Source organism: Candidatus Tisiphia endosymbiont of Nemotelus nigrinus (assembly GCF_964026475.1).
Taxonomy (GTDB): domain Bacteria; phylum Pseudomonadota; class Alphaproteobacteria; order Rickettsiales; family Rickettsiaceae; genus Tisiphia.
The window spans coordinates 1,280,674-1,303,457 of the sequence record NZ_OZ032151.1; the positions used below are offsets into that span (position 1 = coordinate 1,280,674).

The 22,784-nt window shown below is 31.8% G+C and carries 18 protein-coding genes, 2 tRNA genes and 2 pseudogenes; 8 read left to right on the forward strand and 14 right to left on the reverse strand.

The features are described 5' to 3' along the window. Window positions 1-44: 44 nt before the first annotated feature. A complete protein-coding gene (locus AAGD39_RS06050) occupies window positions 45-2,609 on the forward strand; it encodes a transporter AmpG 3 (RefSeq protein WP_341756471.1) in 2,565 nt (854 codons plus the stop codon). Window positions 2,610-2,804: 195 nt separating this feature from the next. Here the strand turns inward: AAGD39_RS06050 and tyrS are convergent, their stop codons facing one another. Together tyrS and pgeF are read right to left on the reverse strand one after the other, a co-directional pair. After that, window positions 2,805-4,064, reverse strand: a complete 1,260-nt coding sequence (tyrS, locus tag AAGD39_RS06055) for a tyrosine--tRNA ligase (protein ID WP_341757252.1) — start codon at window positions 4,062-4,064, stop codon at window positions 2,805-2,807. A gap of 56 nt (window positions 4,065-4,120) precedes the next feature. Beyond that, window positions 4,121-4,861, reverse strand: coding sequence for a peptidoglycan editing factor PgeF (gene pgeF / locus AAGD39_RS06060; RefSeq protein ID WP_341756472.1), 741 nt, complete (start codon window positions 4,859-4,861; stop codon window positions 4,121-4,123). On the opposite strand from pgeF, the gene AAGD39_RS06065 reads away from it, so the two are divergent. Continuing rightward, window positions 4,862-5,824, forward strand: a complete 963-nt coding sequence (locus AAGD39_RS06065) for a glutamine synthetase (RefSeq protein WP_341756473.1) — start codon at window positions 4,862-4,864, stop codon at window positions 5,822-5,824. A 180-nt stretch (window positions 5,825-6,004) separates the two neighbouring features. Here the strand turns inward: AAGD39_RS06065 and vapC are convergent, their stop codons facing one another. From vapC to AAGD39_RS06085, 4 genes and pseudogenes are all read right to left on the reverse strand, one after another. Continuing rightward, window positions 6,005-6,418 carry a type II toxin-antitoxin system tRNA(fMet)-specific endonuclease VapC gene (gene vapC, locus AAGD39_RS06070; protein ID WP_341756474.1) on the reverse strand — a complete coding sequence of 138 codons (414 nt, stop codon included), beginning with the start codon at window positions 6,416-6,418 and terminating at the stop codon, window positions 6,005-6,007. Then, window positions 6,415-6,651: a type II toxin-antitoxin system antitoxin VapB gene (gene vapB, locus AAGD39_RS06075; protein WP_341756475.1), complete on the reverse strand. Its 237-nt coding sequence runs from the start codon at window positions 6,649-6,651 to the stop codon at window positions 6,415-6,417. Before vapB ends, vapC begins: the two co-directional genes overlap by 4 nt. Before the next feature lie 238 nt (window positions 6,652-6,889). Then, window positions 6,890-6,966, reverse strand: a tRNA-Arg gene (locus AAGD39_RS06080). Between the two features lie 268 nt (window positions 6,967-7,234). Beyond that, window positions 7,235-7,642, reverse strand: a pseudogene (locus AAGD39_RS06085) (DUF2748 family protein); the annotation flags it as partial. Between the two features lie 88 nt (window positions 7,643-7,730). Here AAGD39_RS06085 and AAGD39_RS06090 point away from each other — a divergent pair. After that, window positions 7,731-8,483 (forward strand): IS5 family transposase, encoded by a 753-nt coding sequence (locus AAGD39_RS06090; RefSeq protein ID WP_341756107.1) that lies wholly within the window; start codon window positions 7,731-7,733, stop codon window positions 8,481-8,483. 26 nt (window positions 8,484-8,509) lie between these two features. On the opposite strand, the pseudogene AAGD39_RS06095 reads toward AAGD39_RS06090, so the two are convergent. From AAGD39_RS06095 to AAGD39_RS06110, 4 genes and pseudogenes are all read right to left on the reverse strand, one after another. Then, window positions 8,510-9,421, reverse strand: a pseudogene (locus tag AAGD39_RS06095) (DUF2748 family protein); the annotation flags it as partial. 19 nt (window positions 9,422-9,440) lie between these two features. After that, a complete protein-coding gene (gene lipB, locus AAGD39_RS06100; protein WP_341756476.1) occupies window positions 9,441-10,073 on the reverse strand; it encodes a lipoyl(octanoyl) transferase LipB in 633 nt (210 codons plus the stop codon). A 420-nt stretch (window positions 10,074-10,493) separates the two neighbouring features. Then, complete coding sequence (gene hemC, locus AAGD39_RS06105; RefSeq protein WP_341756477.1) at window positions 10,494-11,408, reverse strand: hydroxymethylbilane synthase; 915 nt, start codon at window positions 11,406-11,408, stop codon at window positions 10,494-10,496. Between the two features lie 20 nt (window positions 11,409-11,428). Next, window positions 11,429-13,915, reverse strand: coding sequence for a valine--tRNA ligase (locus tag AAGD39_RS06110; protein ID WP_341756478.1), 2,487 nt, complete (start codon window positions 13,913-13,915; stop codon window positions 11,429-11,431). A 326-nt stretch (window positions 13,916-14,241) separates the two neighbouring features. Here AAGD39_RS06110 and ubiA point away from each other — a divergent pair, with 326 nt between their 5' ends. Beyond that, entirely contained in the window at window positions 14,242-15,099 is an 858-nt protein-coding gene (gene ubiA, locus AAGD39_RS06115; RefSeq protein WP_341757253.1) for a 4-hydroxybenzoate octaprenyltransferase, read from the forward strand. A 172-nt stretch (window positions 15,100-15,271) separates the two neighbouring features. Here ubiA and AAGD39_RS06120 read toward each other — a convergent pair whose 3' ends face one another. After that, complete coding sequence (locus AAGD39_RS06120; protein WP_341756479.1) at window positions 15,272-15,685, reverse strand: DUF2660 domain-containing protein; 414 nt, start codon at window positions 15,683-15,685, stop codon at window positions 15,272-15,274. Between the two features lie 64 nt (window positions 15,686-15,749). Next, complete coding sequence (gene ykgO, locus AAGD39_RS06125; protein WP_094648811.1) at window positions 15,750-15,875, reverse strand: type B 50S ribosomal protein L36; 126 nt, start codon at window positions 15,873-15,875, stop codon at window positions 15,750-15,752. Between the two features lie 217 nt (window positions 15,876-16,092). Here ykgO and AAGD39_RS06130 point away from each other — a divergent pair, with 217 nt between their 5' ends. Continuing rightward, window positions 16,093-17,244 carry a hypothetical protein gene (locus AAGD39_RS06130; protein WP_341756480.1) on the forward strand — a complete coding sequence of 384 codons (1,152 nt, stop codon included), beginning with the start codon at window positions 16,093-16,095 and terminating at the stop codon, window positions 17,242-17,244. Between the two features lie 459 nt (window positions 17,245-17,703). Next, window positions 17,704-18,945 (forward strand): AmpG family muropeptide MFS transporter, encoded by a 1,242-nt coding sequence (locus tag AAGD39_RS06135; RefSeq protein WP_341756481.1) that lies wholly within the window; start codon window positions 17,704-17,706, stop codon window positions 18,943-18,945. A gap of 80 nt (window positions 18,946-19,025) precedes the next feature. Here the strand turns inward: AAGD39_RS06135 and mgtE are convergent, their stop codons facing one another. Next, entirely contained in the window at window positions 19,026-20,396 is a 1,371-nt protein-coding gene (gene mgtE, locus AAGD39_RS06140; protein ID WP_341756482.1) for a magnesium transporter, read from the reverse strand. A 270-nt stretch (window positions 20,397-20,666) separates the two neighbouring features. Continuing rightward, window positions 20,667-20,751 (reverse strand) — tRNA-Leu (locus tag AAGD39_RS06145). A 787-nt stretch (window positions 20,752-21,538) separates the two neighbouring features. Here AAGD39_RS06145 and AAGD39_RS06150 point away from each other — a divergent pair. Both AAGD39_RS06150 and AAGD39_RS06155 read left to right on the forward strand, forming a co-directional pair. Continuing rightward, window positions 21,539-21,808, forward strand: coding sequence for an IS110 family transposase (locus AAGD39_RS06150; RefSeq protein WP_341756405.1), 270 nt, complete (start codon window positions 21,539-21,541; stop codon window positions 21,806-21,808). Beyond that, window positions 21,805-22,488: a transposase gene (locus AAGD39_RS06155; protein ID WP_341756404.1), complete on the forward strand. Its 684-nt coding sequence runs from the start codon at window positions 21,805-21,807 to the stop codon at window positions 22,486-22,488. The genes AAGD39_RS06150 and AAGD39_RS06155 overlap by 4 nt, the downstream gene beginning before the upstream one ends. Window positions 22,489-22,784: the final 296 nt, after the last annotated feature.

The window sequence follows — 22,784 nt, forward strand, 5'->3', positions numbered from 1 at the left end:
CCTATTTAAACATTATCGGGATAAATACTAATCTGATTAGCTATATGAAGTATATATTAATTGACCAAATACTAAATAATAAAATGATGCTCATTAAAAGATTTTTTATCAACCTAAGCATAATAGTTTGCACAATTGTAGTAATTTTAAGTTTATTAATATTCAGCGGTAGTAAAGGGTATTTAGATAAGCCCATTAAGAAAATAATAGAATTCTACCTCGATAAAAAAAATATGAAAATACGGGTTGGTAATTTACAAATAAGACATAATATTTTGTCAATCGATAAAATCTTTATGGATTTCGCAAATAACACCCAAGGTAAAATTAGCGATTTCAAGATTAGTTTTTTTATTGATAATATAATAAGCAAACCATTAATTCATAGTATTATTGATATAGATAGTTTTTCCTTAATTGCTAAAGATAATCAACCCATAATAGATACTAAAATATCTGCTAAATACATTGTAGATTTCTTTGAAAATAAGATTGAAACAGAGTTAAACTTACGTCCTATAAACAATATTACTCTACTCGATAGTTATGGTAAGAAATTACCGGAAGGGGAAGGAGTTTGTTCTTATGAAAGTAAAATTTCTATAACTTCGAAGAAATCAATCAATTGTAAGTTAGCATTTGGTGATAAAGCCTATCTATCATTCAATAGTATCTTAGATGGTAGCATAATTCAAGCTAGTGGAAATATTGAGAATATTCCTATAATGATTTATCAAATTGCAGAAAAAATTATCCCTAATAACCCAGTAATTTTATTTTTACAGGAATATATTAAAGATGGTTATATTAGAAATGGAGAGTTTGATTTTAATTTTGATAAGAATAATTTAGAAAAAAATATTGTTTTAGTAGAAGCTAAGCTGCGGGTTATAGATCTTGAGTGTAAATATGATGCAGACTTTCCATCTTTAAGAAAAATTGATACAGATATTACTATATCTGGAACCTCGGTTAAGTTTATATTAAATGAGGCATATAGTAGTAACAGTCTTATTTCCGATGGGGTAATAACCTTTGATTGGCAAGGGATGGATAAATCAAATGTTATCTTTAGTGCCATAGCTAAAGGACAGGTTATCGATCTAATTGATTTTATGTCAAATGATGATTATAATAAAGTAAAGAAACAGGGAATCGACCTTAAAAAAATTACTGGAATAGCTAATTCAAAAATTAGCATAATAGTACCGCTTAACCCAGTTATGAAAAATATTTATGATATCTCTACGATAATAACTGGAGTGAATACCAAAGCATTTAGTGACAATGTCATATTAAAAAATGCCAAAATAACCGGAACATTTAATGGTGATAAGCTAAACTTAATGGGTACAGGTAAAATTAATGACTATGACAGTAATTTTACTTATCAATATAATATTGAGGATAATAACCATGATGATTATCAGCATCTATTAAAAGTAAAAACTACCATTGTTGGTAATAACCAGAAACTTGGTATGTTCAAGTTAATTTCAGGTAGTAGTGTCCTAGATTTTGAGTATAAAGAGCAACAAGATAAGAAAAGTAAATCTAATACTGGCTTCATCAAAGCCAATGCTAATCTCAAGAACTTGGAATTTTATATTGATAAAATATCTATACATAAAAAGCTTTCTAATGAAGCTAAACTTGTGTTAACTGGCAAGTTATATGATGATCTAAAGGGTGATATTAATTTTAATCTTTCGGGAGAAGATAACTTAAAAATAGTTGGTAAGGTTAAAGTACAAGATACTAAGTATGATGTTACTTTACCTGTTATTACTTACGATACGACCGATCTAATAGGAAAGTTGGTTTTAGGTAAAGACAGCTTGAGTGCCGAAATTCAAGGGAAACAACTAGATTTGTCTAGGTCTAATATGATGCAATTCTTAGAGAAAGAAGGGGAGTCAAAAAATATTCATTTAAAAGTTGATGTAAATAGGGTGCGGTTAAAAAATAATATAATGCTTGATAAGGTTAATTTACAAATTGATTGTGATAAAATAAAATGCTTTTCTGGTTCTTTAGATTCAAAAATTGGCACTAAATCTTTTAAAATGCTACTTACAGAAAAAAAAGATATGGAGCAATGGATAGTGACCTGTGATAATGCTGGAGCTTTATTTAGAGGTATTGGCATGTATAATAACATGAAATCTGGTATTATCAATCTAACACTTGATACAAAAAGACATGAGGTTAAGACGGGGGAAATGATACCAATCCTAGATGGTACATTTGACATAAAACGTTTTGTTACTACTGATATGTCTTTTCTAACTAGAATGATATCATTTGTTTCGTTCCCAGGTTTTATGAGTTTTATATTAAATAATAAGGATATCTTGTTTAATAGCATGACTGGTAACTTTAGTTATATAGGTAATACCATAAATATTACTGATACATCAGCTGCTGGACCATTTTTTGATTTTACCATGAAAGGTACAATAGATACTAATAAACACCAAATAAGACTTAAAGGTAATGTGATACCTTCTTTCTTTTTTGCTAGTACTATTATCACTAAAATACCAATAGTTGGGAAAATATTTTCAAAGGTTGCTCCTTACTCTGTGGAGTTAAAATATAAGGACTAAAATGATAATATCCTTTCTTGACAAAATATTTGTGGGTAAAAGTAAGGATTTAAATCTGGTGAATATGATGTAAAAAGATAAGCTTGCAGCTAACTGATTTTATCAATTCCTTCTCTTCCTTACGTTTCAACGACTAATTGTATTTTTATGTATATCAAATATCTTAGCAGCAAATCTTTGATTGTTGCCTTTTTATCATATTTTATCACCTAATTCAGGAAGGAATCTAATTAACATATGCTTCTTCTTACCCGCAGAAACCTTAATAACTTGGTTGTCCTGCATAAAAGTCAAGTCAACCATCATATTTTCATCTGCGATTAGTTGATTATTGATTTTAGCTCCAGCTCCTCTAATGAGCCTACGCCCCTCAGATTTTGACTCAACAAGACCTAGCTCGTGAAGTAATTCATATGCCGGAATACCTATAGTTAACCTACTATGTTTGATATCGATAGTTGGTAAATTTATGTCTATTTCTCCTTGTTCAAAAACCTTTCTAGCTGTTTCTAATGCTGCTATAGCTGCTTGTTCACCATGACACAGTTTTGTTAAGTTAAAGGCTAATTGTTTCTTGGCACCATTAATATCAGAGCCAGCAAGTAAGGTAAATTCTTGCATTTTATTTTCCTCTAACTCACTATATAATTTAGCGAACTTGACTACATCTTGATCTTCACAATTTCGCCAATATTGATAATAATCATACGGGCTTAGCATATCTTCATTTAACCACACTGCTCCACCAATAGACTTACCCATCTTATTGCCAGAAGCGGTCGTTAATAATGGTGTAGTCATACCAAAAACTTCATTACCAGTTAGTTTTCTGGTAAAATCAACGCCCATTATTATATTACCCCATTGGTCGCTACCACCTATTTGTAACGAACAACTATATACTTTGTTTAAGTGATAAAAATCGTAAGCTTGTAACAACATATAATTAAATTCTAAGAAACTCATATGCTGTTCTCGCTCTAAACGTAATTTCACCGAATCCATAGATAACATACGATTCACAGAAAAAAAACTACCAAAATTGCCAAGAAAATCTAAGTAATTTAATGATTCTAGCCAATCTGAGTTATCAACTAATATTGCATCATTTGCCCCTGTACCGAACTTGATAAATTTTGATAATGATTTTTTTATACCTTCAGCATTCTTGGCAATTTCTTCTTTTGTCAAAGATTTTCTTGCCTCATCTTTACCAGTAGGATCACCAATCTTACTAGTTGCTCCTCCTAGGAGTACTATTGGTTTATGCCCATATTGTTGCAATAGACGCAATATCATGATTTGCATCAGATTACCAACATGTAAAGATTGAGCTGTACAATCAAAACCAATATAAGCAGAGATTTTATTGTTACTCATTAGTGTTGTTAGTCTTTCTAAATCAGTACATTGATATAAAAAACCTTTATCCTCAAAATCTTTAATAAACATAATTTACAAAATAATAAAATTAAACAAAAAACTATCTAGGCACTGTTAACAAAGCTTATTTAACTCTTAATTACAATAGTAGATAATATTGTGTGATCATATAATTCTCCGGTATGGCAGCAACGTCGGTAACTTTGGTACTTCTCTGGATTGCTATAGGTATCCTCTAATATTTTAATTATATCTTTAACGCCTGCTTCTTGCAATTGCAGTTCTACATAAGCTGGTAAATCAAACATATAATATCCTATTTTCGTGGAATTAATAAAAAATCTTGAGTAATCAGCTCGTTGCTGTACAAAATTATCGTAATATTCCTGATCAACCTCATAGGAACATTGTTGAATAGCAGGACAAATAATAGCCTTAATATTCTGGGCTCCTTTGGTTTGCATTAATTCTACCGCATTGTTAATAATGCCATCTTTAGCCCCACGCCAACCGCAATGAGCAGCCCCTATAACCATACCATCTTCGCTACTTAATAAAACAGGAACGCAATCAGCAGTCTGTATTGCTAGTACTAGATTTTTTTTGGTAGTAACAATTCCGTCAGCTTCCGGATCAGTGTCGCTATTAGTAATTAAATCAGCATCAATAATTTTGGTACTATGTACTTGCTGCAAAATAACAATATTACCGGCATTATAGTGCCTAACTACTGCTAACCTATTATTTTGAACAATCTCCAAGTTATTAGGAACACCAGATTTATTTTTTTTAGTATAAATATGACTAGACTGCTTGAAGCTTTTATCAAAAATTTTATAATAAACTTTATTTTTTATAAACTCATCCACATGTCAACCCCGCAAAAATTCATCTATAAATTATCAGATCACTTACAAAAAAGCAATGCATTACAAAAAATCATCAATAAGTTCCAAACAGATTACTCGTTAATACCTTGCATTGGAGTAGAAATAGAATTTTATTTAAGTAAAAATATTGATCCACTCGAATTGCAAACTCTGCTTGGCATAGTAGTTAAGAAAGAAAAAGGTGATAATCAATTTGAAATAGATTTGCCACCTTCTACTAACATAATGGAGTATATAGGAAAAATTAGTAGCACTAAGTCTAAAATACAAATTATTGCAAAAAAATTGCGAGGTAATGTAAATTTTTCTGCCAAACCATTTCCAAACGATTATGGTAGTAGTATGCATTTTCATGTAAATTTTATGGACTCTTCAACGTTATTGCGAGAAGATACTTTACTCCCAAACGTCATTGCAAGACCACGTGAGTGTAGTGGCAATCCACATTCATTAGATTGCTTCGTTGCCGCTAAAGCGGCTCCTTGCAATGATGTCAGTTTACTATGGGCAAATACTGATATGCTTGATCTAATGGGGCAGAGTATCTGCCATTATATGCTCGATAGTTTTCTGATATTTATGCCGAATGAAGATGATTATCTTCGTTTAGATGAAAATTTTATGGCACCAACTAATGTATCTTTTGGTAATAATAACAGAACTGTTGCCGTACGCATTCCTGACTCATCTCCTAGAAGACTAGAACATAGAATATCAAACCCACTAACCGATCCTTATTTGGCAATTTTTACTATTTTAAACTCTATATTATTAGGTCTAGAATTTCCTAACAAAATCAATAATATCAACAAAATATATGGTAATGCTTTTGATCAACAATATAATTTAGTACCATTGCCAAAAGCATTAGCAGAAGCATTAGAATTGTTTAATTTGCAGTTTTTTTTAACCAACTCATCTAAGGTAATCATGACAGTTTAAAGGTTGTGGAAAAATAACCGGCGTCATTGCGAGAAGGCGCGAAGCCCGAACGAAGCAATCCACTTATGGTTACTTTTATGGATTGCTTCGTCGACCTTCGGTCTTCTCGCAACGACGATTAAAGATAAGAATGAACAACCGTCATCGCGAGCCACGAAGTGGCGTGGCGATCCAAATTCATTAGATTGCATTATAGCCCCAGTTCTCAATGATTAAGTTTGGCACTCGCTGGAATTCCGAACAATTATTAGTAACTAATATAGCTTGTTGACAAAGTGCGTGGCTAGCAATTAATAAGTCATTATTACCTATAATTGTTCCTTTTTGTTTCAGTTCTGCTCGTAGTTCCCCATAATAAACTACACATTTTGCAGAAAAATCTAGTATTTCTAATTTACTTATTAAAGTATTTACCTTAATCTGGTTTTGTTCTTTATGTTTACTATTAGCAACTCCATATTGTAATTCAGCCAAAACTATCGAGGAAATTACTAGATCATTTGTTTTCTCTAATAAATCTAGTTTTTGATAATAATTAGTAGGATGTTGGTTTATTATGTAAATACAAATGTTAGTATCCAACATATATATCATTTTAATTCCTCTCTTTCCTGAGCTGGGAAATCTACTCTACCTTCATTAAAAAAATCATCTGTTGGTATTAGTGATAATTGTTCAAAAACTTCTTTCCATGTTTTTAATAATGGTTGTAACACTATCCCCTTACCTAAAGGGGTTATACTAATTTCCTTAGTAGGAAATCTAAACTCCTTTGGTAGTCTTACCGCTTGGCTTTTACCGTTCATAAATATTTTTTCCTGATGCATACTTACCTCAAATAATTTAGTATATATTTAATAGTATATACTAATAACAATAAAATCTCAACCAACATTACGTCAAATTCACATTTATAACCCGTTAAGGTAGTTATTGCAGGCAGTTTCCTAGAAGGAGTAATTGGCTTTTTTAGTATTTACGAACCTAAAATTAAAAAACGGGAAGCTAGACTTTAAGCTGCGTCCACCGTTTGACATGTTCATAAAATGCACTGAAATCGAAGAATGGTGCATTCGATTGGATTCGAACCAACGACCTCTGCCTTCGGAGGGCAACGCTCTATCCAGCTGAGCTACGAATGCTTAATTTATTGATATAGGCTAAGCAAATTAGCCATTACACCGCTATTAGCTGCATTATATTATAAAAGCTTGGGAAGTGCTACTGAATTTCAAAATTCTAAATGCCAGAACCATAAGTTCATTTTTTATATGTTGTTCTAAATTTTTATTTGTTATAATATTAAACTTATAGTAACATTATAACATCATAAGATTTATTTTTAAGCAAGGAGGTGGCGATTTATGAGTAAAGATACAATGAAAAAAAATAGAATTGTTAACTTTTCCATCATATTTCTCTGACTTGTTTAAATGCTAGTTTTTTTTCTCTAAATATATTTATCTTATGAAAGAAATTAGCTAGAGATCTCGGCTTTGACATATTGCGTTTGTAGCTTTGCTTAGTCATTGATACATAATTGGAAATTAAAGATGGTATAACTTCATAGTAATATATTTTATATAATCCTTTCATTGTTTCCATAGTTGTTAAATATCCCCATTTCATCACCTGTTGAGGTACTCTAGCTAGAGCCTCTATACAGGCAATTGTTTCTTCAACTTCGGGGTCACTATTTTTATAAACATCTGCAATTGGGGCTAAATTAAACTTCATATCTTCGATCATAGCTCTAATCATCAAACCCATATATTGTTCTCTTGCAAATCTCTTAATAAAGAGTAAATCCTTCCTACTAGGTTCTGTGAAGTTTTGTAAAAAAATAAATTAAAAAGAAGGAGAGGTAGTGTATTTTCTATTTTAGACAATCAAAAACACTACCGGAATGAATTATCATATAAAAATCAGAGAATGGCAACAAATTATTGAAATATTAAGAAAAAGAAAAGATATAAAAACAAGAAATGAGGATAAGCTTAGACGATTTATTGAAGCAATATGGTACATAACACGTTCAGGATGCCAATGGCGGTTGTTACCGAGTGTTTATGGTTCATGGCGAGCAGTGCATATGAGGTTTAAAACTTGGTCTAATAAAGGAATATGGACCGATTTGTTTGAGCAAGTACAAGCTAATCCTGACATGGAATCAACAATGATTGACGCTACTATAGTTCGTGCCCATGCATGCTCAGCAGGTTATAAAAAAGATAGCCAAGATCAAGAAGCTTTAGGGCGTAGTAAAGGAGGTTTTACTACTAAAATCCATGCCTTAGTTGACGCTCTTGGTAATCCTTTAAAGTTTATTTTAACTGCAGGTCAAAGACATGACATTACACAAGCCAACTCATTGGTTAAAGATATTAAAAATACTATGCTCCTTGCCGATAAGGCATATGATAGCAATGCTTTTATTGAGCAGCTTGAAGAGCAAAATTGTATAGCTGTTATTCCATCAAAAAAGAACCGAAAACAGCAAAGGGAGTACGATAAACATATCTATAAAGAACGTCATTCGATCGAATGTTTTTTTGGTAAAATTAAACATTTTAGACGAATTTTTTCGAGATTTGATAAAACTGCTACTGCTTTCTTGTCTTTTTTGCAATTTGTTGGAGCTTTTATATGGCTTCGTTAGAAAACTTCACAGAACCTAAAAGAAAATAAAAATTTTTGTTTATAGATTAATCCAAGTAATCTTGCCCAATAACCCCTTATGCCATGTACCTTGTTCCTATTATAAAATTCTACCTTTTCTTCATAAATAATCATTTGCCTCATTCCCATGGAGAGAAGGTTAGCTAATAATTTATTGCAATTAATAATATCATCCTTCCTCGCATGTTTTACGTGAGGCGTTGCTTTCGTTCCAGAAAAATTGGCTGAATGACGACTTATTTGACGACCACTAGCATCTCTTTTAATATCAGCAAAATGCCCGAGTTCCTGTCCAGCTATAATTTGTAACCTAGCAACTGCTGCCCATCCATCACCATAAGTTGGGTGATTTTTATCATTTTCAGCAAATGGATTACCACCGCATGACACAAAGACTGCAACATTCTTGCCATCAGTACTTTGCATGCCACTATTGGAGCCAGAACGTTGCCAATCAACTATATCCATCATATCACCAATATTATGAGAATAAGTAATAAATACCTGAACCTTATCATGCAATAACCACCTAATAACTATAGGATGTGCCGACTGAACAAAAATCCTTGTTAATCTTTCAGTAACTAATTGGCTAACTGGCTGTAACTTTTGAATTTGTTTTTTCAAATCTGCATAAATCGATGCCAACTTTTTATCAGATATAGAAGATTTATACAAAGCTCTAAATAACTGATTAGTTTGTTCAATTAAATTTGGGTCTGTTATTTCTTCCTTACTTACCATCAAACTAATATTGAATTTTGGATCAGAGAATCTTGCAAAATTACAACTATTATCCGTATCTATTCTAAGTTTACCTGATTTAATTAATTGCTGAGCTAATTGTTCATATTCTATCTGCATGTCTTCAGGATAGATAGCAGGAATCTTATCAAGTATGTGATAAATTGAACTCATAGGAATATACTGAATATTTTCATCTTCTATCTAAAACCTCAAAGAATTTACCCTTAATAATTTCATCAAATTGCTCTAACGTTATATCAACACCAAGTTTTTTTAATGAGGTGACAGGCATACCTTTTAACCCACAAGCAATAATTCCAGAGAACATTTCAAGATTTGTTGAAATATTTACGGCAATACCATGGTATGTAATCCATTTTCTAACTCTAACACCTATTGAGGCAATCTTTGCCGGTACACCATTTTCTTTTACCCATATTCCTACCATACCTTTTATAGTAAAAGCTTTGACTCCAAAATATAACAGGCTATTTATAATCCATTCCTCCAATAGTTTTATATATAATTTTAAATCCTTTTGTCTCCATTCTGATGCTAAATCAAGAATGGGGTATATTATCCTTTGTCCACTACCGTGGTAGGTAAATTTTCCTCCCCTATTAGTATAAATTACCGGTATATCTCCAGTATCTAGTAATTCGTTTGCCTTAAAGCTAGTACCTGCAGTATAGATATCCTTATACTCAACTAAATAAACAACCTCTTTCGATGATTTGTTGATTAAACTTGCAACCTCATTTTCCATTAATTTTACCGTATCTTCATATTCTGAAAGACCTAGTAAGGTAACAAATTGCACCATAATTAGTAAGAGATTTTATATTTAAGGAATATTATAATATACAAATATGATACCACTAAGAACTAAAATAGATAAAACGAAATAATAATTATTACCCATAGCAACGATAGTACCATACATTTTTTATTCTATCGTAAAAATAGCAAAAAATTATAAGGAGATTATGCTACACAAGCGTCATTGCAAGGAGTGTGTAAGCGCGACGAAGCAATCCAAAAGTTGCAACAGCACGTTGTTTTTTGGATCGCCACGCCACTTCGTGGCTCGCAATGACGGTTGTTCGTTCTTATAACCTAGCACTACAGTTGTAGACTGAATAAATTATAGAAAATTTGAGGGTTTTCTTTACAATATGGTTTCTAGTTTTTGAAATCTACAACTGTAGTGTTAGCTATAATGGTAAAAAGTATCCTTTAATTCTCAAAATATCATATTTTTGGCAGCTTTTATGCCAGAATTCTTAGCATCTTTTGGATCGGAAATTTCACTATGAAAAACTATTTTACTACCTTCAAAATTGGCAAGCATAAACTCTGTATGAATAACCTTATCAGCTATATTCAAATCATTTGAGTATATATATGTTGAATAAGCAGCTATAGGGGTTCTGCAATCTGCATCTAAATATTCTAGAAACGCCCTGCCAGCTTGTATCAGCTCCCATGTTTCAAAATGGTTAATTTTATTACATATTTCCTGCATTTTATGATCATTTTTTCTTATCTCTACCGCTATAACTCCTTGCCCTACAGATGGTAACATTTCCTTTATATCCATCAAGTGGCAATATTTTGCATCAAATAGCCTCAATCTTTTCAAGCCGCTATAAGCTAAAATGGTTGCATCAACATCACCTTGCATTAATTTTTTTATTCTTGAATCAACATTTCCTCTAAAAGTAACAATTTGTAAATCAGGTCTTTTTCTTTGTATTAGAACTTTTCTACGTACTGAAGATGTACCGACTCTGCTGGCAAAAGGCAATTCTTCTATTGCTTTATAGTTCAAGCAGATAAATACGTCTCGTGCATCTTCTCCCTCAAGTACAGCACATATCATCAATTCTGACGGTATTTTGCAAGGTACATCTTTTAAAGAATGTACAGCTAAGTCAATTTCTTCGTTTATCAGAGCCGTTTCTATTTCTTTTAAGAATAAAGCCTTGCCACCTATATCATACAGATTTTTATCCTTAATCAAATCACCAGAGGTAACTATTGATACTATTTCATAATTTACCTGTGGACAATGAATTTTAATTTGGTCAATTACTAAATTTGTCTGCAGTAAAGCCAAAGGGCTTCTTCTTGTACCGATTTTTATTGTTTTCTTCATTGACGATTTATTTATTACGGTCAATATGTTACATTAACTACGATATCACCATTCTTTAAAACCTGATTTGTTAATGAAAAATCCTCGACAAATTCTATTTTATGAGAAGATGTAACGTTTTTGAGATCTATTATTAACTCATCAGAAAGTTTTTCTCCTATAATTTCTAGTAGCTTAATATCAGCTTTGACTGATAAATTCTTTTCTGCTTTAGCTTTTCTAACCAAGTCTAGTATTCTAACAAGTCTATCAGGCTGAGTTTGATCTACCGGAAAAGATAAATTTTTGATTTGAGACCAATTACCCCGTGTATGTATAGATTGTTTACTATATAAAATTTGCCAAATTTCTTCCGTTATATGTGGCAGGAAAGGAGCTAATAATTTTAGCAAAATTCTTATAGAATGATACAGGGTTATCACAGCACTATACTGCTCCTTATTATCTGAGCCATCCATGTTATAAGCCCGGGTTTTGGTAATTTCAAGGTAATTATCACAAAATACTGACCAAAAAAACTTTTCTATCGAATCCATAGCATCGGTATATTCATAATTTTGCATATCTGATTCAACTTTGTTTACTAGCTCAACTAGCTTTACTATTAACCATTGGTCAAATTTATGACAAATCTTGCTTTCTATATCAGAAATCTGGGCATTTTTATCTAGCGGGTCTAATTTATCAAAATGAATAGCCGCAAATTTACAAGCATTCCATAATTTATTAACAAGCCTCTTACCATTTTTCATTACGTCTTCAGAGTAAACAGTGTCTGCTCCAAGTCTAGATTTAGAAGTCCAATAACGCGTTACATCAGCACCGTATTGCTCTAGCAATTTTTGTGGTACAATAATATTCCCTTTAGATTTTGACATTTTGCTACGATCGAATGCAAGACACCATCCACTAATCATGATGTTTTTCCAAGGTAGGGTATTTTCATGCAATTGGGCTTTAAGTATTGTGTAAAAAGCCCATGTCCTAATAATTTCATGAGCTTGCGGTCGTAAATCAGCTGGAAATAATTTATGGTGACGCTCAGCATCTATATTAAATTTTTCAGATATACCGTGACTACTTAATTGCGGCGAGATGGCACTAGTCGCCCAAGTATCCATAACGTCATAATCTGGCTCTACCTCTTCCCGCGAATAGCCAATTGGTAAATCCTGAGTGGGGTCTACTGGTAGTTGGGTTATATCTGGAAAGATAGCTTTGCCTACTTCACCAATTCTTTTAGAATACCAAACAGGGAATGGCACGCCAAAATAGCGTTGACGACTTATACACCAATCCCATGATAGGCTATTTATCCAGTTCTCAAGCCTAATTTTCATATTTTGGGGATACCAATTAATCTCATTTGCTCGTTGCATTAAAATGTCTTTATGTTTTATCGTACGAACAAACCATTGAGGTGTTGTAAGTATTTCTAGTGGTGCCCCTGAACGTTCAGCACATTTTACTGTTTGAGTAATTTCTACTTGTTTAATTAATAAATTTTTCTCTTTTAAGATTTCAATAATTTTACTTCTAGCATCTTTTATTTTTAAGCCATTTATCTGATTATAAGAAGATGAATTTGATAATTCGGCTGGGAAATCTATCATACCTTTTTTATCTATAATAATCTTCATAGGTAAATTATGTGTTCTCCACCAAGTTATGTCGGTTACGTCACCAAAAGTACAGCACATAACAAGCCCAGTTCCTTTATCTATTTGCACTAAATCATCTGCTAAAATAGGTACTTTAACATCAAATAGAGGTGTTATGGCAAATTGCCCTTGCAAATGTTTGTATCTATCATCATTTGGGTTATAAAATACCGCAACGCACGCTGCTAACAATTCTGGTCTAGTGGTAGCAATAATAATCTTCTCACCCTTATTGGTCTGGAAAATTATGTCATTCATCATTGAGGTTTTTTCTTGGTCTTCAATGTCAGCCTGAGCCAAAGCCGTTTGATCAACTGGATCCCACAATATTGGTTGGTTATTGCGATAAATTTCTCCTTTATCGACTAAGTCTAAAAATGACATTTGTGATATTTTTCGTGATAACGGATTAATTGTTTGATACTCTAAGGTCCAATCAACCGATAAAGCCATCTGATTAAATAATGAACGAAATTTTTCCTCCTCAGAAATAACAACATCTTTACATATTTCAATAAATTGCTCTCTTGCCATACTAGCTGCTTTTAGCTGCTTTTGTTTTTCAACTAAACGTTCGGTAGGCAAACCATTATCATCAAAACCGATTGGATAAAAAATATTTTTACCTAGCATCCGTTTAAAACGGACAATAAAATCCGCCTGGGTATAACTATAAACATGTCCTATATGCAGTTGTCCTGAGACTGTTGGTGGCGGAGTATCTACTACAAAACTATTTTCTCTTGTTTCATTTTTATCCCAAAGATAAATTTTTTGTTCTTGCCAAAATTTTTGCCATTTTCTTTCGCTTTCACTAAAGCTATAATCTTTTAGAAATGCTATCATAATAATATCCTAATTATATAGGGGGTGTTGCTAACTAACCTGAATTCGATATATAGCTAACTCTGACTAGTATTACGCCGTCATTGCGAGGAGACCAAAGGTCGACGCAACAATTTGTAAGCTGTCATTCCCGCGTAGGCGGGAATCTAGATACCTGCTTTCGCAGGTATGACACAAAACAGGATTGCTTCGTCGCCACTAAAGTGGCTTCTCGCAATGACGAGTTACAGGTTCGTACGTATTCGGTTATATTTGTGAATATAGCAGATTTTTATGTTCCACTAATAGCAATTATCATTTTTTTTAACCAAGATATATCATAATTAATAGTAATGCCAAATAAATTTTTTCTAAGCCTTAGTTTAATGAGACTGTACAATCCTACTGGCTATCTTCTGGTATTTTTTTCAGCCTGCTTTGGGGTTCTTCTTACCAGTATTACAATATATAGTTTGCTAAAATTATTATCATTATTCTTTATCGGAAGTATCGTTACTAGGGGAGCTGGTAGCGTTCTTAACGATATTTTTGACAGAGATTTTGATAAACATGTTTTACGAACAAAAAACAGACCTTTAGCTAATGGAACATTGAATGTAAGTGACGCAATGATTTTATTAATTATATTATCAATTATTTCTCTAACCATTTTATTGTCATTAAATAAAACAGCAATTTGCTTAGGATTCTTTTCCTTTATCTTGATCATTTTATATCCACTAATGAAGAGAATTACTTTCTTTCCACAGATATTTTTAGGGTTAACATTTAATGGAGTTTTGATTGGTAATAGTGCGGTGATTGATAAAATATCACTAGAAGCTGTTATTATGTATATTGCCTGCTGTTTTTGGACTATCGGTTATGACATTATTTATGGCTTTATGGATATAGAGTACGATAAAAAGATTAATGTCAAATCAATGCCAATATTTTTAGAAAAGAAAAATTATAAACTGCATTTATATGTTTATTATACCATTTTCATAATATTATTCATAGTTGCTAACATTATAGCGACCCATCACCTTAATTATATAGCTATCCTTTGTGCTTATATGATGCTGATTTGGCAGGTAATAACATTAGAAATTTCAAATCCACAAAACTGTCTTATTAGATTTAAAAATAATAATTATGTTGGTTTGATTTTGGTATTAGGTTCGTTAGACATGACTATGTAGCTAGTCGCTTCGTCAAAAAGGCTAGAATATATAGTAAAACCTATTGGATTAGGTAATACAAACTTTGTGTCATACCTGCGAAAGCAGGCATCTAGATTCCTGCCTACGCGGGAATGACACCTTTTACATTTAAATATAGTAGATGTTATACTCTAGACTTTTGATGGAGCGACTATTTACCCAAAGATTTTTGAGACTGAGAAAGGGCTTGTTGTTCAATATTTGCAGCTCTTGATGTAATCTGTTGCTTGATGCCAAGATCTACTACATGCTCATACTTCATCCCATTATTTAACAGTATATGACCAAGTTGATTTACTACTTCTACATCCTCTTTAGAAAACTTATTAACAATTGATTCTGTAATTTCATATAAGAACCTCCACGATAGCTCAACCTTTTCTTTTAAAGTTAGCTTCTTGGTATTATTATTTGCTTTATTAAATGGTGCATTAAATTCTTCTGCATTATTGGTATCCTTGACAAGCATATTAATAGATGATTTCTTGCTCTTTTTATAAACAAAGAACATAATAAACACTAAAAATAGACCTGCTACAGCTATTATCAAATTAGTATTTTGCATAAGATTCTCCATCTAAAATTAAATCTTAGAAATTTAATCAATAACTATAAAACTTCTAAATCATCTAACCTTGTTTAGCTTTAAACCTTTTAATTTTCTTGTTTATTACAAGAATTTTACCTTTTCTTTTTACAACCTGACAATCTTTATCTCTTTTTTTTAGAGATTTTAACGAACTCACAACTTTCATATAAAAACTATCCTTTGATATTATTTAACAAAAATTTTAAAAGTGATAACTCAACTTTTTAAACATTTCTACTATCTTAAATTAAGAACAGCAATAGTAATACTTTCCTCAGTTTTGTCAACAAAATTCTTCATGAAGGGGGCTGATTGCAACGGAAATCTTGACAATTAACGGTATTGATTGATAATGAGTCCTTTTTAATTATAGAAGGTAACTTGTGATAAAGAAAATAATTTTTTCTATTATAATAAATTATATTATTTGTTTATCTTCTTATGCTGAACATGTTCTTCATACAGTATGGGGTGATTCAGTAGTTAATGATCCGATAATAGAGGAATTAATACAAAGTAAAGCTATGCAAAGAATAAAAGAAATTGATCAATCTGGTCCGCCGCCTTACTTGGAATTAATGCCGTTTTTTAGTCGCTATGATCACAGTATAGGAGTATTTGTATTATTACAAAAAGTAGGAGTTTCAAAAATTGAACAAATAGCCGGCTTGTTACATGACGTTTCTCATACTGTTTTTTCTCATTTGGGAGATAATTTATTTTATCAACCAAATAGCAGACGTTCTTATCAGGATACTATCCATTTATGGTTTCTAAAAAAAATGGATATTGAAAAAATTATCAGTAAATATAACATTTCTATTAGCGAATTAGATCCTGATAACCCTAAGTACGTAGCATTAGAATCCCCTTTACCTTCACTCTGTGCAGATCGTATCCAATATAATATTCACACAGGGGTTATTCTTGAAAAAATTTCAAAAATTGAAGCAAAGGAAATTGTCGAAAATTTACAATTTAAACATAATAAATGGTTTTTTACAGAACCTGTGCTTGCTAAAAAATTTGCTATGCTATCTTTAGATTTTACTTGGGAATTCTGGGGTAGCGAGTGGAATGCTGTAATTTATGATTGCTTTGTTAAGATTTTAAAACGTGCTGTAGATATTAATCTTATCACTAAAGATGAATTACATTTTGGTGTAGATAAGCAAGTTTTAACAAAGCTTCAAAAGAGTAAAGATGTTAAATTACAAAAATTATTTAAGGAGTATTCTCATAAAATTAAAACATTTTCAATAGTGGAATTTGGCAAAGGACAAATAAATATTAAACCAAAATTTAGAGGCATAGACCCTATGGTATATTATAATGGAAAATACCAACTATTATCAAAGATAGATAAAAATTTTAGTCATAATTTTAATTTGGTTAAAGAATGGTGTCAAAAAGGTTATGGAATTAGTTACAGTAATAATGTTCCTAATAAGATAGTCTTGCCCTATACTCGAATAGGGTTAGATTATCAATATCCTACAAACCATATATTTCCAAGGGAAACTAAAGGGAATTAAGCGTTGTTAGAACATATAGTTAATCCCATAGGATTAGGTGATAAAGAACATAACGATTTTAAGTTGTGATTCTTAGCAGCGGCGGGAATATAGATACCTGCTTTCGCAAGGTTAACACAAAGTTTGTATCACATAATTCAATAGGCTTCACTATATAACTCACCTTACGTATGGCATTTAAAAGTCACAGGGAAAACAGCCCGGCGTCATTGCGAGGAGCTACTTTAGTAGCGACGAAGCAATCTAATGAGTGTGGATTGCTACAACCACTAAGTGGTTTCGCTAATAGCGTCTTGTATTTTTCTGCAATTTTTAAATTGTCATGGGGCTTATGCGTAAGGGGTGAGTATATAACTAACCCTAATGTTGATAGATATAAGCATTTACAGGTTAGCTATATAATCCAAGTTGTATAGGATAAATTATTACTGTATTATGGTTTTTTCCCAATAGATACTTATGTTAACTCCTTCAAAATTATTCGTTATTTGGTTGTTTGGTCTAATTAGTGGATTTACCTTAATGATTACAGGTAATACTTTAAACTATTGGCTTGCCAAGGAGAATATTGAGTTACAATCTATTGGGATGTTTGCTGTTATCGTAATACCGTACTCTATCAATTTTTTATGGGCTCCTATTTTTGATACGATACAGTTGGGTTGGTTAACTAAACTACTTGGTCATAGATTATCTTGGATTTGCCTGATCCAGATTTTGTTGGCATTTGCTATTTTTCTTTTAAGTACCATGAATCCTCACCATAGTCTAATATTGTTTGCACTAGTAGGCTTGATAATATCATTTTTAAGTTCAGCTAAAGATACTGTTCTAGGAGCCCTTAGAACCGAAATCATTGCAAAAGAATCTCAAGGAGCAGCTTCTGGAATTTATATTTTTGGCTATCGCATCGGTATGCTAATATCAGGCTCCGGAGCTATCTATCTATCAAGCCATTTGGGGTGGAATAATATATATAAAATCTTTGCCATTTCTGTACTTGTTTGTTCTGCTATTTTAGTTGTGAGTATCTTGCGATTAAAACACGACTTAATTCCCCAAACATATCAAGAGCATAAGGTAAATATTTCAAACTTTGTCCAAAATATCTTGAGTCCTGTAGGAGCTTTTCCTTTAATTTTTTTAATAACAGTTTTCTTGATTTTATATAGGTTGCCAGATGATTTTATTAGTATGATGATTAACCCTTTCTTAATGCATATCGGCTATAACGAATTTGAAATAGCCAGTGTAGGAAAATTTTTTGGTATAATATCTATAATAATTGGCGGACTAATAGCTAGCTTAGTGATGAGAAAAAAGAGTATCTTGGATAGTTTACTGATATTTGGAGTAATTCATGCAATAGCACATACCTTATTTATTCTGCAAGAGATTTATGGCAAAAATTTACCATTATTCTTTATTACTACAGGTTTTGAAAGTATAACTGGTGGAATGACCATGACAGCCTACATTGCTTTTATTGCTTCAATCTGCCAAGGTAAATTTCGTGCTACACAATATTCGTTTTTCTCTTCTATGATGGGATTTTCTAGATCGATTTTTCCTGCTCTTTCAGGATATATTGTAGTACAATTCGGATGGCAAAACTTTTTTACATTTATTACTATCACAACAATTCCTTCCTTACTTCTGCTATTAAAGCTTAGCTCACTGCTAAAAGAAAAAATGAAGTAAATATATAGTCAAATGATTTGAATAATTGGAGTGTGAATTAGATATTACCGTAATAGCTTTTTGCACTCTTTCGTCAATTTTTATCCCAAAAAGATATAAGCTAAAGTTAGGAAGGCAAAAAATCCAAACGAGTCGGTTATGGCTGTCAAGAATACACCTGAACCAGTGGCGGGATCAATGTTTAAATAATGTAGAGTAATTGGTATTGTCGAACCAAAAAGACCGGCAATTAAGAAAGTTAGAATAACGGCTATGGAAAAAATCAAGCTAATCTGTGGATCAGAAAGCATTACTAAGATTAACAGTGCCCCAACTAACGCTAATATAGAACCGTTAAATCCGCATACAGCTACTTCTTTTAGAATCACTTTTAATACGTTACTATGATGAATATCTTTGTTGGCAAGGGCTCTAACTGTCACTGTCATAGCTTGTGTGCCAGCATTCCCCCCCATAGAAGCAACAATAGGCATAATAGCCGCCAGTGCTACAAGTTTAGAGATTGTCATACTGAACTGGTTAATAATTATCGATGTCATACATGCGATAATTAGATTGAAAAATAACCAAGGAAATCTATGTCTTACAGTATAAAATAGATTGTAGAATGTGTCTTTGGTATGAACACCACCAAGTGACATTATATCTTTTTCTGTTTGTTGTTCAATGATGTAAAGCATGTTGTTTATTGAAATAGTACCTATTAATTTACCGCTTTTATTGACCACTGGTACAATTGTTAAAGCATATTGTTTAAAAATAAAACTTAACTCACTTAAGTTAGTAAAGAGATCGGTAATTTTAAATTCAGGATTCATCAGCTCTTTTACTAATTCATCCCCTTTATGTTTAAGTAAAGTGCTTAGGAGTATACTACCTATAGGTCGATATTTACTATCTGTTACAATAGCAGCATGGAAATCTTGGGTTATATGTTGGTGTCTAATAAAATCTATAGCTCTGGCTACTGTCCAATCTTCCTGAAATGATACAAAATGTCTTTCAATTACTCTACCAACAGTGTCTTCTGGGTAAGTACATCCTTCGATAATTTGTTGTCTCTTTTCTACTTTGAGATTATCTAAGATCATTTCTTTTGTTATATCATCAAGATCTTCTATAACTTCAACAGCATCTTCTATAGCCAGCTGATTAATTAAATGTACAGTTTTTCCTATACCTAAATTTTGGATTATTAATGGCTTTCTACTTACGCTAAGCTGCACTAAAGTTTCAGGTTTTAGTGTATCCTGTAATAAAGGAAGAATTATTTTATATGTTCTCTGATTTATATTATCTAAAAAATCTGCAAGATCTGCATAATGGAGATTACTCATAATCTCCACGGCTTTACCAACCTCATCATTATTTAGAAGATTATTAATCTGTTCAAATGTTGCATCAAATTGGTTTTGATGTACCGGTAACATACTTTTTGGTTGATTCTGCATAACTCCTCGTCAGCACAAATTTTTGATAACAAGTTATCTAGAATTCGGTTATACATATTATAGTTAACCCGATTAACATTTAGCCATAGTAAATTTTTGTTATTGCTAGACCACATAGTGGTCGTGGCAATCCACATTCATTAGAGATTGCTTCGTCACCTTCGGTTGCTTACAATAGCGAAGTAATGCTATTCGGATTAGTTATAAAAATAATCAGGTTATTTTAACATGTTAGATTTTATAAGGCAACTAAGTTGAAACATATATAATTGGTGCGGTCGAGAAGACTTGAACTTCCACTCTGTTAGGAACAACCCCCTCAAGGCTGCGCGTCTACCAATTTCGCCACGACCGCAATTAATATAATTATTTCAACAATATCTTAGACTTTTCTAGGTTTTTGCCATAGCTAGGAATAACATTAAGAATAGTAAGGCTCATATCCATTGTTCTAAGAAAGGAATACACTTAATTCAATCACTTATTACTATAGCTTGAATTTTGGCTATATATAGCAAATTATTCTACCAATATCAACATATATACTCGATAAAACTTAACAATTGTAATTCACTACGCAAAATGATTGGAAATTGATATGTATATTAATTCAAAATTTTTAGTAAAATTACTTGTATTACCTAAAATTTTTATATACACTGTTAAACATGATGATAGTTGTTTTTATATTTAATTATAGAAAATTAACCATAAGTGGATTGCTTCGTAGGCTTACGCCTTCTTGCAATAATGACGTTAACCACATACGGCTTTTAAAATGTCCTGCCTAAAATTGCTTCCTTTTCTAACTTCCGACAATTGTGGTCCATACCTACTCACAATCTGATATACCCCCACGAAATCAATCGCGGTTGATTCTTTGGGGTATAATTAATGTAATGGTTGTAGTAATGGAGAAATAATACCTAATTTACTGTATTCGATAAAAAAATAGGCTTTTATTCGTAGACACTTATATCTTTAAATTATGATATAAGTAATTGTAAGAGGGTGACTTGATAGACACTGGACTGAAATAGTCGTAAACAGAATAAGTACCCTCTTACAAAGTTTGCTTTGAACAAATTGCAGAAGGTGCTGGAAACAGCAGCCTTGCACAATAAGATGAAGGAGATTATATCATGAGTAAAATAATAGGTCTAGATGTAAGTAAAAAATGGTTAGATATATGTTTATATGAGTCTAACAATAAACCGATATATAATCGTTTTTCCAACGATAAGTTAGGGCATGAAGAACTGATAAAATTAACAAAAGAACAAGAAATTAAGCTAATAGTATGTGAACCTACTGGAGGTTATGAAGCGGATATTTGCCAAAAATTGTATAATAATAAACAACAGGTACATAAAGTCAATACATATAGCTTTAATTCATTAGTAAATCGGTGAATTTGTGTAAAACTGATAAGAAGGACGCATTTAAATTAGCATATTATGGCGATAAGATGCAGCTTTCAGCTAATTATTTATATCAAGTTGAATCCGATACTTTGAAGAGATATCAGCAAAGGCGAGAAGATTTAGTATTAATGCTTAGCAATGAAAAGAAGAGGCTACATCATAGTATTGATGGTATTGATAAAAAGAGTATAGAAAAGCTCATTAAATTTTTACAGAATGAAATAGCTGAGCTTGATAAAAAATTAAGTGAAGTAATAGATGAGTCAGAAGAGTTGAAAGAGAAGGTAAAAATATTAGAGAGTGTGCCTGGTATTGGTAAATGCGTAGCTAAAAAACTAATTAGTTTTTTACCTGAATTAGGGAATAAAAATTATAGTAGTAATGAATTGTCAGCAATTGTAGGGATAGCTCCTTATGCCCGTGATAGTGGTAATAAGCAAGGACGAAGATTTATTAGAGGTGGCAGAAAAATACCACGATATGCTTTATATATGGCGGTATTGGCTGGTAAAAACGGTGTCAAAAATGGTTTTCAATATTTGAAAGCTTTATATGATAGGCTTGTTAACAATTTTAAACCTAAAAAGGTTGCTATAGTTGCATGCATGCGTAAACTACTTGAAGTATGCCATAAACTTATTCAACAAAAACGTTGTTTTGTTATTTAGATAAATATTTTTATTTTTTTGAAAATTTAGATAAAAGATAATTGCTGTTAACAAAGCTTATTTAATTGATGAATTAATGGATTTTTTAGCGAAAATTAATAAGATTTTTGCTGGAATAGTGTACCTTTTTCAAAAAAATCTTATAATTTGCAGCAAAAAAGACTTTATTCACCAATTAAATAAGCTTTGTTAACAGTGTCTAGCATTATTGACATGTTTATTAAACCATTAATTCCCAGATTGCCCATTATTATATCATGTTAATCTTTTTGTCGTGTACTGAGGTAAAATACTCA

Excerpts from the sequence above, each read along its gene's own strand:
- AAGD39_RS06065 (WP_341756473.1), top strand. The coding sequence starts at position 4,862 with ATGTCAACCCCGCAAAAATTCATCTATAAATTATCAGATCACTTACAA.
- AAGD39_RS06150 (WP_341756405.1), top strand. The coding sequence starts at position 21,539 with ATGAGTAAAATAATAGGTCTAGATGTAAGTAAAAAATGGTTAGATATA.
- AAGD39_RS06120 (WP_341756479.1), bottom strand. The coding sequence starts at position 15,685 with ATGCAAAATACTAATTTGATAATAGCTGTAGCAGGTCTATTTTTAGTG.
- lipB (WP_341756476.1), bottom strand. The coding sequence starts at position 10,073 with ATGGTGCAATTTGTTACCTTACTAGGTCTTTCAGAATATGAAGATACG.
- AAGD39_RS06110 (WP_341756478.1), bottom strand. The coding sequence starts at position 13,915 with ATGATAGCATTTCTAAAAGATTATAGCTTTAGTGAAAGCGAAAGAAAA.
- ykgO (WP_094648811.1), bottom strand. The coding sequence starts at position 15,875 with ATGAAAGTTGTGAGTTCGTTAAAATCTCTAAAAAAAAGAGATAAAGAT.
- vapC (WP_341756474.1), bottom strand. The coding sequence starts at position 6,418 with ATGATATATATGTTGGATACTAACATTTGTATTTACATAATAAACCAA.
- AAGD39_RS06090 (WP_341756107.1), top strand. The coding sequence starts at position 7,731 with ATGAATTATCATATAAAAATCAGAGAATGGCAACAAATTATTGAAATA.
- mgtE (WP_341756482.1), bottom strand. The coding sequence starts at position 20,396 with ATGCAGAATCAACCAAAAAGTATGTTACCGGTACATCAAAACCAATTT.
- AAGD39_RS06135 (WP_341756481.1), top strand. The coding sequence starts at position 17,704 with ATGTTAACTCCTTCAAAATTATTCGTTATTTGGTTGTTTGGTCTAATT.
- hemC (WP_341756477.1), bottom strand. The coding sequence starts at position 11,408 with ATGAAGAAAACAATAAAAATCGGTACAAGAAGAAGCCCTTTGGCTTTA.
- vapB (WP_341756475.1), bottom strand. The coding sequence starts at position 6,651 with ATGCATCAGGAAAAAATATTTATGAACGGTAAAAGCCAAGCGGTAAGA.
- AAGD39_RS06050 (WP_341756471.1), top strand. The coding sequence starts at position 45 with ATGAAGTATATATTAATTGACCAAATACTAAATAATAAAATGATGCTC.